This window comes from Mesorhizobium sp. Cs1299R1N1 (assembly GCF_037179655.1).
Lineage (GTDB): Bacteria > Pseudomonadota > Alphaproteobacteria > Rhizobiales > Rhizobiaceae > Mesorhizobium > Mesorhizobium salmacidum.
On sequence record NZ_JAPYKR010000006.1, the window covers coordinates 292,064 to 305,867 of the forward strand.

Consider the following 13,804-nt stretch of genomic DNA (forward strand, 5'->3'; position numbering starts at 1 on the left):
TCTCGGATGGCTCTATGAGGACAGCGCCTGGGCTGCTTCCTGGGGAGAGGCTTTCAGCCATAGCGCCTTTTCGCCGAGCGTGGCGACCATGGCTGCATGCGCCGCGCGCTCTGCTTCGGTCAGCCGTGGCACGAGCGGAGCCGGTCGTTCGGCGACAATGATTTCGATCTGGCGGACATTGTCGCCGCCTTGGGCCGGTGCGCTTGCGCTGTCGAGGATCAGCGCCGCCTGCTTGCCGCCGATCAGCTCGATATAGACCTCGGCCAGCAATTCGGAATCGAGCAGGGCGCCGTGCTTGGTGCGCTTCGTGTTGTCGATGCCGTAGCGCCGGCACAGCGCGTCGAGCGAATTGGGACCCATCGGGTGCTTGCGGCGCGCCAGGGCCAGCGTGTCGACGACAAGCCCGTTATCAACGGGGGGGTGGCCGAGCCGGCCGAATTCGACATTGAGGAAGCCGATATCGAACGTGGCGTTGTGGGCAACCAGCTTGGCGCCTTCCGTGAACTTCAGCCATTCCTCGGCGATTTCGGCGAAGCTCGGCTTGCCCGCGAGGTCGGCCGCGCTGATGCCGTGCACGGACTGCGCCTCGGCGTGGATCGCACGGCCTTGCGGGTTGATATAGTGATGGAAGGTCCTGCCGGTCGGAAAACGATTGACCAGCTCGACGCCGCCAAGCTCGATCACGCGGTCGTCGCGCGAATCGAGGCCGGTGGTTTCCGTATCGAAAATGATCTCACGCATCGAATCAGGTCGCTCCTGGAAGCAGAATCGTCAGACCGGAACAAAATGGCAATGGGCAATGCCTCTTTTTCCTTCTCCCCTTGTGGGAGAAGGTGGATCGGCGCGCAGCGTCGAGACGGTTGAGGGGTGGGTGACGGAGTGCCGTCGGTGCCAAGCTGGAGCACCCCTCATCCGACCTCGCTTCGCGAGGCCACCTTCTCCCACAAGGGGAGAAGGGAAGGGATCAGCGGCCAGACCCCCCCTTGATTTCGGCAACAATCGCCGCGACCGCGGCACGCGCGGCCTCCAGCCCCTGGCCGGTGTCGATGACGAAATCGGCCAGCCTTCGCTTTTCGGCATCCGGCACCTGCTTGGCCAGGATAGACGCCAGTTTTTCCTCGCTCATGCCTGGCCGCGCCAGCACGCGCTGGCGCTGGACTTCGGCCGGCGCGGTGACGACGACGACCTTGTCGACCCGGCCACGGCCGCCGGTTTCGAACAGCAGCGGGATGTCGAGGACCGCGATCGATTCGCCCGCGTTACGATGCCCGGCCAGAAAGGCATCGGCATCGGCGCGGACCAGCGGATGGATGATGGCCTCGAGCTTTTTCAAGGCCGCCGCATCGCTGAACACACGGGCGGCGAGTTTTGCGCGGTCGACGCTTCCGCCAACGGTGGTGCCGGGAAAGGCGGCCTCGACCAAGGAGGCCGCCTTGCCGGCATAGAGGCGATGCACCGTCTCGTCGGAATCATGCACCGGCACGCCGGCCTCGGCGAACATCTTGGCCGTCGTCGACTTGCCCATGCCGATCGAGCCGGTGAGGCCGAGCACGATCATTTCGACACCGGAGATTTGGGCACCAGATCGGCAACGATGAGCGCGCGGAGCTCAGCGGTAACCTTCGGCCTGACGCCGAACCAGCGCTCGAAGCCGGGCACCGCCTGGTTGAGCAGCATGCCGAGCCCGTCGACCGTCTTCAGCCCCCGTGCCCGTGCGGCGGCGAGCAGCGGGGTCTCGAGTGGCACGTAGACGATGTCGTTGACCACGGCATGGTCGGGCAGCAGCGTGGGGTCGGCGGGCAGACCCTCATTGCCCTGCATGCCCAACGCGGTGGTGTTGACCAGCAGTCCGGCGTCGCCCAACAATTCGGCGGTCGCGGCCATTTCGTGCGCCGAAACGCCGGCGCCAAAGCGGTCGCGCAATTCAATTGCCCGGGCAAGCGTACGGTTGACGATGCGGATATCACCGACGCCGCGCTCTTTCAACGCGTGGACAACGGCACGGGAAGCGCCGCCGGCACCCAGCACCACGGCCGGGCCATTGGCCGCCCAGCCCGCGGCGTAATCGTCGAGATTGGCGGCAAAGCCATGGCCGTCGGTGTTGCCGCCCCACAAAGTGCCGTCCTCGAGCCATAGCGTATTGACGGCGCCGATCTCGTCCGCCGCATGGTCGCGGCGCGCGACCCGGGCAAAGGCCGCCTCCTTGTGCGGGATGGTGACGTTGCCGCCGCGATAGCCGTTGGCCTGCATGCTCGCCAGGAAATCGGCGAAATCCCTCGGCGCCACGTCGATCGCCTGGTAGCTGCCGTCAATGCCGTGCTTGGCCAGCCAGTGGCCGTGGATCATCGGCGAGCGCGAATGTTTAATCGGATGGCCGGTGACGAAGGCCTTTATCATTGCCTCAGCCATCGATGGCTCCCAAGGTACGGAGTTCCGCCAGCAACGGCAGCAGTGGCAGGCCGACAATGGTAAAATGGTCGCCTTCGATTTTTTCGAACAGCTGGACGCCTTCGCCTTCGATTTGATACGCGCCGACGCTCGACAAGGCCTTGGCGCCCACCCTGGCGAGATGCCGGCCGATGAAGGCGGGGTCGAGCTTGCGCATGGTCATCGAGGCGATGCCGACATGGCGCCACAGCACCTTGCCGTCGCGCACCAGCACTGCGGCGCTGTTGAGCTGATGGGTCCTGCCCGACAGCGCCAGGAGATGGCGGCGCGCGCCCTCCATGTCGGCGGGCTTGTGGAACACCTCGTCGCCCAAGGACAGCGTCTGGTCGCAGCCGAGCACCAGCGCGCCGGGCCGGCGCTCGCTGACTTCGGTGGCCTTGGCTTCGGCGAGCACCAGGGCGACGTCCACGGGCGAGGCGCCGCTGTCCTGCAAAGGGGCTTCCAGCGCCCGCTCGTCCAGCGTCGCGGGAACCGCCTCGATGTCGACGCCGGCATCGACCAGCATAGCCTTGCGGAACGGGCTGCCCGAAGCGAGGATGATTTTTTCTGTCATGCTGACTCACCAGGGTTGGTGTTCCGTCGCGCACCCCTCATCCGTCCGAGCTGCGCTCGGCCACCTTCTCCCACAAGAGGAGAAGGGAAGTCCTGCGCGGGCGCCGCTGCAAATCGCCACCTGGCGGTATTTGCGGATACGATGGCGCCGCGTTCTTCCTTCTCCCCTTGTGGGAGAAGGTGGCCTCGCGAAGCGAGGTCGGATGAGGGGTGCGCTACGGGATGCTCACTGCTCTCGTCTGCCCTAGCGCGTCTTTCCCCGCAGGGCAACGATCGCCGCCGCCGTCTCCTCGATCGAACGGCGGCTGACGTCGATCATCGGCCAGCCATGGCGGATGCAGATCTGGCGGGCATAGGCGAGCTCCTCGTTGATGGCGGCGCGGTCGACATAGTCGGTCGGCACGTAGCTGCTCGAATTGCCAAGGATGCGGTTCTGGCGCACATGCGATATGCGCTCTGCAGTGGCGATCAATCCGACGATCAGCGGCGTCCTGGCGTTGACCAGGCTTTCGGGCACCGGCACGCCGAGCACGATCGGGATGTTGGCGGTCTTGATGCCGCGGTTGGCGAGATAGATGCTGGTCGGCGTCTTCGAGGTGCGCGAAATGCCGATCAGCACGACATCGGCGTCATCCATGTTTCCCGGCAGCTGGCCGTCATCATGGTCCATGGTGAAGTTGAGCGCATCGATGCGCCGGAAGTATTCGGCGTCGAGAACATGCTGGGCGCCGACGCGGCGGCCGGCCGGCGTTCCGAGATAGGACTGGAAGACGGTCAGCACGGGCTCCAGCACGGACACGCAAGGCAGGCCCATGGCCGCGCAGCGTTCGTCGATGCCGTGCGCCAGCTTCTGGTCGACCACCGTATAGAGGATGATGCCCGGCTCCTCCTCTATGTCCTCGAACACCTTGGCTATCTGCTTTTCGGTGCGGATGAGCGGGTAGATGTGTTCGATGGCGCGCGCATCCTTGTACTGCGCCGAAGCGGCGCGGCCGGCGGCGAGCAGCGTTTCCCCCGTGGCGTCGGAAATCAGATGCAGGTGGAAGAAGCTCTGGGGTTTGTTCACAGGGGTCACCTGGGGCTGTGGGCGGATGTGGATAAGATCGAACGGGCAGGCATGCCGGCGAACGGCGACTGTATCAGATGCCGGTTTGTCCACAATTCGATGCGCTGTCAGCTTCGCCGGACGGTTGGGGACAAGTCCGTGGACGAAGCGCTTTGCCTTTCGTTCGTCCACAGTGCAGGTCTCGAGGGCGGTCGATCTAGCGCATTGACTCCCCTGCGAGATTCCTGATTGTCCCCAGAACCCTGCAAACCGCGATCGGCAGTGCGCGACAATATGCTTGCTGGCGTTTTGGCGGCCAAAGCGGGACAGGTGACAACCACCACAACCAACAGACTCTTAGAATCAGAAGACTCTTTTAAAATAAGATATTTGATTAAGAGGAAGCCGGGAGAGGCGAGCGCTCGATGCCTGCAAGACGGATCATGCTGGATGTCCTGAAGGGCAAGACGGTGTTTCCTCCTCCGCTCTGGATGATGCGCCAGGCCGGGCGCTATCTGCCGGAATATCGTGAGACGCGAAGGCGTGCCGGTTCGTTCCTTGATCTCTGCTACGACCCCGACCTTGCCGTCGAAGTGACGCTGCAGCCGATCGAGCGTTTCGGCTTCGACGCTTCGATCGTGTTCTCGGACATCCTTGTCGTTCCCCATGCGCTTGGCCGCGACGTGCGCTTCGAGGAAGGGCGCGGACCGCTGCTGACACCAATTTCAGCGGCGGAGATACCGGCGCTGGGAAGCGACATGTTTCACGTGAATCTCGAACCGGTCTACGAGACGCTTCGCCGGCTGCGGGCGAAATTGCCCGACGAGACGACGCTGATCGGCTTTTGCGGCGCGCCTTGGACGGTGGCGACCTATATGATCGCCGGCCACGGTACGCCGGACCAGGCGCCGGCGCGGCTGTTCGCCTACCGCGAGCCGGCGGCGTTTCGACAGCTGCTGAAAGTGCTCGCCGACCATTCGGCTTCCTACCTGATCCGCCAGATCGAGGCCGGCGCGGACGTCGTGCAGATATTCGATTCCTGGTCGGGGGTGCTCGACGATGCTACATTCGAACAGTTCTGCGTCGAGCCGGTCGCAGAGGTCGTCAGGCAAGTTCGGGCCGTCCATCCCGACGTGCCGATCATCGGGTTTCCCAAGGGCGCCGGAGCCCGCTACCAGAGTTATCGCTCGAAGACCGGGGTGACGGGGCTGGGCATCGACTGGACGGTGCCGCTCGAGGCAGCGAAGGCGTTGCAGCGGCAGGGAGCCGTCCAGGGCAATCTCGATCCGTTGCGGCTGGTCGCCGGTGGCCAGGCGCTGTCCGACGGCGTCGCGGCGATCCTTCGGGCGTTGGGAGACGGGCCGCTGATCTTTAATCTCGGCCACGGCATCACGCCCGACACGCCGGTGGCGCATGTCGAGGCGATGGTGAAACAGGTGCGGAGCGCGGCACGCTGATGACTGACAGAGGCAACACCAATAGCACCGGCCAGGCGATGAAGCGCATGGTCATTGGTATCGCTGTCATGATCGTTCTCACCGCGCTTTTGTTTTTCTTCGCACCGGAAAGCTTCTACCCCTGGGCAAAGGCGATCCATATCCTCGCCGTCATCTCCTGGATGGCCGGAATGCTTTATCTGCCGCGCCTGTTTGTCTATCACGTCGACGCGGAGAAGGGCTCCGTTCAATCCGAGACGTTCAAGGTGATGGAGCGGCGTCTGCTGCGCGGCATCATCAATCCGGCGATGATCCTCACCTGGGTGTTCGGGCTGTGGCTGGCCTGGAAAATCTTTGCGTTCCAGGGCGGCTGGCTGCATGCCAAGATCGGCCTGGTGCTGATCTTGTCTGGCATTCACGGCTATCTGGCCGCCGCGGTGCGCAAATTCGCCGAGGACCGCAACGAAAAACCGGCAAGGCACTGGCGGATCGTCAACGAGATCCCCACATTGCTGATGATCGCAATCGTGATCCTGGTCGTCGTGAAGCCCTTCTGAGGCTTCATCGGACCCGCTCAAAAGGCGGCTTGCTCTTTCAGCCGACCGACGATACAAGACGGGTCTTCCTTCCCGTCATGCGCCGCCCGTCATTGCTTTCGGCCGCGCCCGGCATTTGTCGCATCCCGCCGATCTTTTCCCCAAAGCCTACCCAGAGTCCGTCTAATGCAAGAAATGAAACTCACCGAGTTCAAGAACAAGAAGCCGCCAGAGCTGATCGCTTATGCCGAATCGCTCGAGGTCGAGAACGCCAGCGTCATGCGCAAGCAGGAGCTGATGTTCGCGATCCTGAAGAAGCTCGCCGCCCAGGACATCGAAATCATCGGTGACGGTGTGGTCGAGGTGCTGCAGGACGGCTTCGGCTTCCTGCGCTCCGCCAATGCCAACTATCTGCCGGGTCCCGACGACATCTACATCTCGCCGTCGCAGATCCGGCGCTTTTCGCTGAAGACCGGCGATACGGTCGAAGGACCGATCCGCAGCCCGAAGGAGGGCGAGCGCTATTTCGCACTGCTCAAGGTCAACACGATCAATTTCGACGATCCCGAAAAGATCCGCCACAAGATCCACTTCGACAATCTGACGCCGCTCTATCCGACCTCGCGGCTGAAGATGGAGGTCGACAATCCGCCCAGCAAGGACATATCGCCTCGCGTGATCGACCTGGTGGCGCCGATCGGCAAGGGTCAGCGCGCGCTGATCAACGCACAGCCGCGTACCGGCAAGACGGTGCTTTTGCAGAACATCGCGCACTCGATCACGGCCAATCATCCGGAATGCTATCTGATCGTGCTTCTGATCGACGAGCGTCCGGAAGAAGTGACCGACATGCAGCGCTCGGTGAAGGGCGAAGTGATCTCCTCGACCTTCGACGAACCGGCGGTGCGCCACGTCCAGGTCGCCGAAATGGTCATCGAGAAGGCCAAGCGCCTTGTCGAGCACGGCCGTGATGTGGTGATCCTGCTGGATTCCATCACGCGCCTCGGCCGCGCCTACAACACCGTCGTGCCGTCATCCGGCAAGGTGCTGACCGGCGGTGTCGACGCCAACGCGCTGCAGCGCCCGAAGCGCTTCTTCGGCGCGGCCCGCAACATCGAGGAAGGCGGCTCGCTCACCATCATCGCCACGGCGCTGATCGACACCGGCAGCCGCATGGACGAAGTCATCTTCGAAGAGTTCAAGGGCACCGGTAACTGCGAAATCCAGCTCGACCGCAAGGTGGCCGACAAGCGCATCTATCCGGCCATCGACATCCTCAAGTCCGGCACCCGCAAGGAAGACCTGCTGGTGTCGCGTCAGGACCTGCAGAAGATCTTCGTACTGCGCCGTATCCTGGCGCCGATGGGAACCACCGACGCGATCGAGTTCCTGATCGACAAGCTGAAGCAGACCAAGACCAACGGCGATTTCTTCGATTCGATGAATACATAATCGAAGCGAGGCGGGCTTTCTCTTCGTCATCCTCGGGCTTGACCCGAGGATCCAGCCCGTGACGTTCTATGGTCCGCGGTGCGTCGCGTCGCTGCTTGCTGCGCCATAGGATGACGAACTGCGCAACAACCCATCCAGCTCATCGGGATCCGCAACCACCGGCAGGCAGACCTGGCCGGTGCACAGCCAGGCGCCGCGCCGGTTGGTCGGCGGCAGAATTCCGCCGGGCAACAAGGGTCGATTCGCCGCCGTACCGATCGGCACGACAATGTCGACGCGGCGGGGATCAGGGTTTCGATTAACGACCGGAACGAGTTTTTGATCTTCCGGGTCGTCGACGACGACCAGTTTCAGCGGTTCGATGGCAAGCGCGCAGGCATTGACGATGCCCGCCTGGCCATAGGCCTGGTGCGCGGCTCGGCCGGCGGCGTGCTCGGCGGTTTTCCACGCCTTCTCCTGCAAATCGAGATTGCCGGTGACGGAGGCGAGCCGCACCTGCGCCTCGATGATCTGGCTCGTGGCTGACGGAATGGCCTCGTCGACGTCGCCCCTGATGTGGATCGGCACATCGGTGCTGTCCGAGGCGGTCAGATAGTAGCCGGTGCCTTGCGCGTCGGCGTGCCAATGGTCGAGCTGTTCGAGGAACCGGCTGGCCTTGTCGACATAGTTCCAATCGCCCGTGGCTTCGAACAGCGAGATGGCCGCGTTGGTCATGGCGGCATAGTCGCTCGACAAAGCGGGAAACAATTTCCGGATACCAAGCATGGAATGCGGCAAGCGATTGTCGCGGCTGGCGACGCTGATATGGGCAAAGGCCTTTGCCGCGGCCTCGATCCAATCCGGCCGTGCCAGCGAGCGGCCGGCCTCGGCGAGTGCCGCGATCATCAGGCCGTTCCAGTCGGTAAGGGTCTTCGCGTCCAGGCCAGGCCTGACGCGTTCTTCCCGGGCGGCAAGAAGCCTTGCCTTGAGCGGCACCAGTTGTTCGCGGTCGGTCACACCAAGCGCTTGCTGGGAGAGGGTTTGATGGACAACCGGCTTGCCCTCCCAGCCGGGTGGGCTGGAAAGCGTGAAGTACTTGAAAAACAACGCTGAATCATCGCCAAGGACAGATTCGATCTCTTCCCTGCTCCAGGTGTAGAACAGGCCCTCCTCGCCCTCGCTGTCGGCGTCGAGACTGGCGGCAAAGGCGCCGCCATCGACGCGCATTTCGCGCAGCAGCCAGTCGACCGTGTCTTCGATTCGTACCCGGAACAAATCATTGCCGGTCACCGCAAGCGCCCAATTGCAGAAGCGGATGAGCTGGGCGTTGTCGTAGAGCATCTTCTCGAAATGCGGCACCAGCCATTCGGCGTCCGTCGAGTAGCGGCTGAGGCCGCCGCCGATGTGATCTTGGATGCCGCCGCTCAGCATATGTTCGAGGCCGATGAGCACGTCGTCGCGATGCGCGGCATTGCCGTCGCGCAGCCAGGACAGCCACAGCGTTTGCATGAACGGCGCGTTCGGGAATTTCGGCGCGCCGGCGAGGCCGCCGCGATCGCGGTCGATCATGCCGCTGACGCGGCCGGCGAGGTCGGACAGCGTATCGCGATCGAGAAGCGCCTTGGAATGCGTGGCGGAGAGCCGCGCCTCGACGTGGGAGGTCAGGCCGTCGGCGCTCTGGTGCAGGCTCGCCCTCTTCTCGCGCCAGGCCTTGTCGACCGCTTCCATCACCTGGATGAACCCCGGCCGGCCATAGCGCGGCTCGCGCGGGAAATAGGTGCCGCCCCAGAACGGTTTGCCATCGGGCGTCAGGAACATGGTCAGCGGCCAGCCGCCTTGCTCGCCCATCGAGGACAGTGCGGCCATATAGATCTGGTCGATGTCGGGGCGCTCCTCGCGGTCGACCTTGATATTGACGAACAGACGGTTCATGACGGCGGCAACGTCGTCGTTCTCGAAGCTTTCATGGGCCATGACATGGCACCAATGACAGGCGGCGTAACCGACGGAGAGCAGGATAGGCCTGTCCAGCGCCTTTGCCTCTTCCAGCGATGCCGGTGACCATCCCCGCCAATGTACGGGATTGCCGCTGTGCTGCTGCAGATAGGGGCTGGCCTCGTCGGCAAGCAGGTTTTGCGCGGGCAATGTCACAATGGCCAACTTTCGAGGCACTCGGGATGGGTGATGACACGATAGCTAGGGCGGTTCGGTAGAGCGGGCAAATGATTTCAGGCGATTCGATCGTGGCGTTGTCGAGCGGCCGGCTTCCGGCCGGGGTCGCCGTGCTGCGGATATCCGGCCCACGGACTCGATTCGTTCTCGAAACGATCGCCGGTGGCATGGTTAAGGAGCGCACGGCGGTGCTGCGCAAGCTCAAGGCTCCGGATGGAACGGTTCTCGACACCGGGCTGGTTGTCTTCTTCTCCGGGCCGGCCAGCTTCACCGGCGAGGACGTCGCCGAGTTCCATGTTCATGGCGGCCGCGCCGTGGTGGCCAGAATGTTGGAGACAATTGCTGGATTTGACGGCGTCAGGCACGCGGAACCCGGAGAATTCACGCGCCGCGCCTTTCTCAACGGCAAGGTCGACCTCGTCGAGACCGAGGCGCTGGCGGATCTCGTCAACGCCGAGACCGAAGCGCAACGGCGCTTCGCCGTCCAGAATGCCGAGGGCGCGCAGAGTGAGCTTTATCTCGGCTGGCGTCGGCGCCTGATCCATGCGCGGGCGATGATCGAAGCCGAGATCGATTTTGCCGACGAGGATGATGTGCCGGGTTCCGTTTCGGATGCGGTCTGGTCCGACGTTCGGTCGATGACATCGGAGATCGCCCGGCACATTGCCGGATTCCACGCCGCCGAAGTCATCCGCGACGGCTTCGAAGTCGTCATTCTCGGCGCGCCCAATGCCGGCAAGTCCAGCCTGTTCAACGCCTTGGCGCGCCGCGATGCGGCTATTGTAACGGATGAACCCGGCACCACCCGCGACCTGCTGGAGGTCGTTCTCGATCTCCAAGGTCTGCGTGTCAGGTTGACCGACACGGCGGGGTTGCGGGAAGCGCCCGGCAAAATCGAGGCGATCGGCATCGAGAAGGCGAAAGCCAAGGCGGATCGCGCCGATCTCTTGCTGTTGCTCGAGGACGCCGCGGACCCCAAGGACGCCGGTACGATGCCGATGTCGACGCCGGCATTGCGCGTCGGCACCAAGCTCGACTTGCTTAATGGGGCTTACGATGCGGCCCGGCGCTACGAGTTTGGCATATCGGTGGTGGAAGGGACGGGTGTGGATGAATTGCTGGCGGAGATCGGGCACCGCGCCACTCAGGCGGCCGGCGGTGCCGGCGATGTGCTGCCGTCACGGCTGCGTCATGTCGAGTTGCTCGGCGCGGCGAACCGGCATCTGCATCGCGCCGCCGATGACGAGACGCCACAGGAGCTACGCGCTGAAGAGCTGCGTCTGGCAGCGGACCACCTGGGTCGTATCGTGGGCGCGGTCGACGTCGAAGACTTGCTCGACGTGATCTTTTCCCAGTTCTGCATCGGGAAATGACTCACGTGAAACACGCATGGTCACTGGCAGGGGCTCCGATTGACTCACGTGAAACATCGTGGGGCGTGATTCACGTGAAACGCGGACAGAAGCAGGGTTTCCCTGTTTCACGTGAAACGTCGCGCGGAAGTTTTCTTGACAGTCCCGTCTCGCGGGGACATGTGTCGCTGATCTCTTTTGAGTCCGGGACTTATGTAAGATGACCGATCACTATGATGTGGTTGTGGTGGGCGGCGGCCATGCGGGTTGCGAGGCGGCCAGCGCCGCGGCGCGCGCCGGCGCCAGCACCGCGCTGGTGACGCTCCGTTTCGACACGATCGGTGTAATGTCGTGTAACCCTGCCATCGGCGGGCTGGGCAAAGGGCACCTTGTGCGCGAGATCGACGCCATGGACGGGCTGATGGGCCGCGTGGCGGACGCCGCCGGCATCCAGTTTCGGCTGCTCAACCGTCGCAAGGGCCCTGCGGTGCGCGGGCCACGCACACAGGCCGACAGGAAACTCTATCGCCTTGCCATGCAGGAAGCGATTCGGCAGCAGAACGATCTCAGGGTTGTCGAGGGCGAAGTTCTCGACTTTGAGATTTCCGATGGGAAGATAGCAGCGGTTCTCCTGGCGGACGGCCGCCGGCTTGCCTGCGGCGCGGTGGTGCTGACCACAGGAACCTTCCTGCGCGGGCTCATTCACATCGGCGAAAAGAAGATTGTCGCCGGCCGCATGAACGAGAAGGCCAGCATGGGACTGTCGGCGACAATGGACCGCGCTGGTTTCAGGCTCGGGCGGCTCAAGACAGGCACGCCGCCGCGCCTGGACGGGCGGACGATCGACTGGGCTTCGCTGGAAAGCCAGGCGGCGGACGAGAACCCGGTGCCGTTCTCGCTGATGACCGACCGCATCGTGACGCCGCAGATCGATTGCGGCATTACGCGCACGACCACGGCCACGCATGAGTTGATTCGCGCCAATCTTGGCCGTTCGGCGATGTATTCCGGCTCGATCGAAGGCGTTGGGCCGCGTTATTGCCCGTCGATCGAGGACAAGATCGTCAAGTTCGGCGACCGCGACGGGCACCAAATCTTTCTCGAACCGGAAGGGCTCGACGACTACACGGTCTATCCCAATGGTATTTCGACCTCGCTGCCGGAAGATGTTCAGCTGGAAATCCTGAAGACCATTCCGGGGCTGGAGCGCGCCGTCATGCTGCAGCCGGGCTATGCCATCGAATATGATCATGTCGATCCGCGCGAACTGCATCAGACGCTGGAGACCAAGCGCGTTGCCGGGCTTTTTCTCGCCGGGCAGATCAACGGCACGACCGGCTATGAAGAGGCCGCCGGGCAGGGCCTGCTCGCCGGCCTCAACGCAGCGCGCCGCGCCGCGGGCGGCGAACAGGTCGTGCTCAGCCGCACCCAGGCCTATATCGGCGTAATGGTCGACGATTTGACCAGTCGCGGCATCAGCGAGCCTTACCGGATGTTCACCTCGCGGGCCGAGTTCCGGCTGTCGCTGCGCGCCGACAACGCCGATGAGCGGCTGACGCCATTGGCGCAGACGCTGGGGATCGCTTCGGCGCGGCGGCTGCAGCGCTATGGCGATGTCGCGCGGCGGCTCGATCAGGCGCGCCAACTGGCGCTTTCGCTGACCATGACGCCGAACGAGGCGGCGCGGCACGGCCTTGAGATCAATCGTGACGGCGTGCGCCGGTCCGGCTTTGAATTGCTGGCTTATCCCGGTGTCGATATTGCCTGGCTAAGCCGGGTCGAGCCTAGATTTGGCGACATCGACGCCAGGACCGCGGAGCGCCTCGAAACGGAAGCGAAATATTCGGTCTATCTTGACCGCCAGAGCACGGATGTCGCGCAGATACGGCATGAGGAGAGCCGGCTGATCCCGGACGCCATTGATTTCGCCGGCGTGCCCGGCCTGTCCAATGAATTGAAGCAGAAGATGCAGGCGCGGCGGCCGCGCTCCGTCGCGGATGCACAGCGCATGGAGGGCATGACGCCCGCGGCGCTGGCGATCATTGTCGCGCATGTCCGTCATTGGGAAACCGCGCAGAGGGGGGAAACCGCGCAGAAGGGGGAAACCGCACAGAAGGGGGAAACCGCTGAAAAGGCCGAGCAGAGGGACGTTGCGTGAGGTCTTTCTCCCGCGAGCGTCTGCAGGAGGTCGCCGGTCCGGTTTCACGTGAAACATTCGATCGCCTGGTGGCGTTCGAAGAAATGTTCCAGAAATGGAACCGCAGCATCAATCTCGTCGCGCAATCGACCTCCGGTGATGTCTGGCAACGCCACATCCTGGACAGTGCGCAGCTCGCACGGATAGAGCCCGAAGCCACGCATTGGGTCGATATTGGTTCCGGCGGCGGATTTCCCGGGCTTGTCATGGCCTTTCTGCTCGCCGAGCGCCCGGGGGCCAGCATCGATTTGGTCGAAAGCAACCGCAAGAAGGCCTCGTTCCTGCAGACCGTCATCGGTCAGTTCGGCTTGCCGGCGCGGGTCGTGGCGCGCCGCATCGAGGACAGCCATGTGCTTGTTTCGAAGCCGCAAATCGTCACGGCGCGGGCGCTGGCCCCGCTTTCGGTCCTGCTGGACCTGACCGCGCCATGGCTGACCTCGGGGGCGCGCGCGCTGTTCCACAAAGGCCGGGATTACCGCGCCGAAGTGCAAGAAAGCGTTAACCGGTGGACTTTCGATCTGGTAGAACATCCAAGCGTGACCGACGCCAGCGGCGTCATCCTCGAATTGTCCAATGTGCGACCTGTCTGAACCGAGACCGGTCTGATTATTCGGCGACCCAAAGATGAATTTCTG

General features: G+C 63.5%; 12 protein-coding genes. 6 read left to right on the plus strand and 6 right to left on the minus strand.

Features of this window, described 5'->3' with window-relative positions; translation table 11 throughout:
* Nucleotides 1-12: 12 nt before the first annotated feature.
* The 5 genes from dnaQ to O7A70_RS15640 all read right to left on the minus strand — a co-directional run bounded on the left by dnaQ (nucleotide 13) and on the right by O7A70_RS15640 (nucleotide 4,066).
* Nucleotides 13-741: a DNA polymerase III subunit epsilon gene (gene dnaQ / locus O7A70_RS15620; protein ID WP_337141142.1), complete on the minus strand. Its 729-nt coding sequence runs from the start codon at nucleotides 739-741 to the stop codon at nucleotides 13-15.
* Between the two features lie 223 nt (nucleotides 742-964).
* The gene (coaE, locus tag O7A70_RS15625) at nucleotides 965-1,558 is read right to left on the minus strand and encodes a dephospho-CoA kinase (protein ID WP_337141143.1); all 594 of its coding nucleotides are present in this window, start codon (nucleotides 1,556-1,558) and stop codon (nucleotides 965-967) included.
* Nucleotides 1,555-2,409 (minus strand): shikimate dehydrogenase, encoded by an 855-nt coding sequence (locus O7A70_RS15630; protein WP_337141144.1) that lies wholly within the window; start codon nucleotides 2,407-2,409, stop codon nucleotides 1,555-1,557. Before O7A70_RS15630 ends, coaE begins: the two co-directional genes overlap by 4 nt.
* The gene (locus tag O7A70_RS15635; RefSeq protein WP_337141145.1) at nucleotides 2,402-3,001 is read right to left on the minus strand and encodes a Maf-like protein; all 600 of its coding nucleotides are present in this window, start codon (nucleotides 2,999-3,001) and stop codon (nucleotides 2,402-2,404) included. The genes O7A70_RS15630 and O7A70_RS15635 overlap by 8 nt, the downstream gene beginning before the upstream one ends.
* A gap of 243 nt (nucleotides 3,002-3,244) precedes the next feature.
* On the minus strand, nucleotides 3,245-4,066 hold the full coding sequence (locus O7A70_RS15640; RefSeq protein WP_337141146.1) for a pyruvate, water dikinase regulatory protein: 822 nt from the start codon (nucleotides 4,064-4,066) through the stop codon (nucleotides 3,245-3,247).
* 404 nt (nucleotides 4,067-4,470) lie between these two features.
* On the opposite strand from O7A70_RS15640, the gene hemE reads away from it, so the two are divergent.
* From hemE to rho, 3 genes are all read left to right on the plus strand, one after another.
* Complete coding sequence (gene hemE / locus O7A70_RS15645) at nucleotides 4,471-5,502, plus strand: uroporphyrinogen decarboxylase (RefSeq protein ID WP_337141147.1); 1,032 nt, start codon at nucleotides 4,471-4,473, stop codon at nucleotides 5,500-5,502.
* A complete protein-coding gene (gene hemJ / locus O7A70_RS15650) occupies nucleotides 5,502-6,038 on the plus strand; it encodes a protoporphyrinogen oxidase HemJ (RefSeq protein WP_337141148.1) in 537 nt (178 codons plus the stop codon). The genes hemE and hemJ overlap by 1 nt, the downstream gene beginning before the upstream one ends.
* 165 nt (nucleotides 6,039-6,203) lie before the next feature.
* Complete coding sequence (rho, locus tag O7A70_RS15655) at nucleotides 6,204-7,469, plus strand: transcription termination factor Rho (protein WP_027145740.1); 1,266 nt, start codon at nucleotides 6,204-6,206, stop codon at nucleotides 7,467-7,469.
* A 66-nt stretch (nucleotides 7,470-7,535) separates the two neighbouring features.
* Here rho and O7A70_RS15660 read toward each other — a convergent pair whose 3' ends face one another.
* Nucleotides 7,536-9,599, minus strand: coding sequence for a thioredoxin domain-containing protein (locus tag O7A70_RS15660; protein WP_337141260.1), 2,064 nt, complete (start codon nucleotides 9,597-9,599; stop codon nucleotides 7,536-7,538).
* A 71-nt stretch (nucleotides 9,600-9,670) separates the two neighbouring features.
* On the opposite strand from O7A70_RS15660, the gene mnmE reads away from it, so the two are divergent.
* From mnmE to rsmG, 3 genes are all read left to right on the plus strand, one after another.
* Entirely contained in the window at nucleotides 9,671-10,993 is a 1,323-nt protein-coding gene (gene mnmE / locus O7A70_RS15665; RefSeq protein ID WP_337141150.1) for a tRNA uridine-5-carboxymethylaminomethyl(34) synthesis GTPase MnmE, read from the plus strand.
* Between the two features lie 199 nt (nucleotides 10,994-11,192).
* On the plus strand, nucleotides 11,193-13,130 hold the full coding sequence (gene mnmG, locus O7A70_RS15670; RefSeq protein WP_337141151.1) for a tRNA uridine-5-carboxymethylaminomethyl(34) synthesis enzyme MnmG: 1,938 nt from the start codon (nucleotides 11,193-11,195) through the stop codon (nucleotides 13,128-13,130).
* Nucleotides 13,127-13,759, plus strand: coding sequence for a 16S rRNA (guanine(527)-N(7))-methyltransferase RsmG (gene rsmG, locus O7A70_RS15675; RefSeq protein WP_337141152.1), 633 nt, complete (start codon nucleotides 13,127-13,129; stop codon nucleotides 13,757-13,759). The genes mnmG and rsmG overlap by 4 nt, the downstream gene beginning before the upstream one ends.
* The last annotated feature ends 45 nt before the right edge of the window (nucleotides 13,760-13,804 follow it).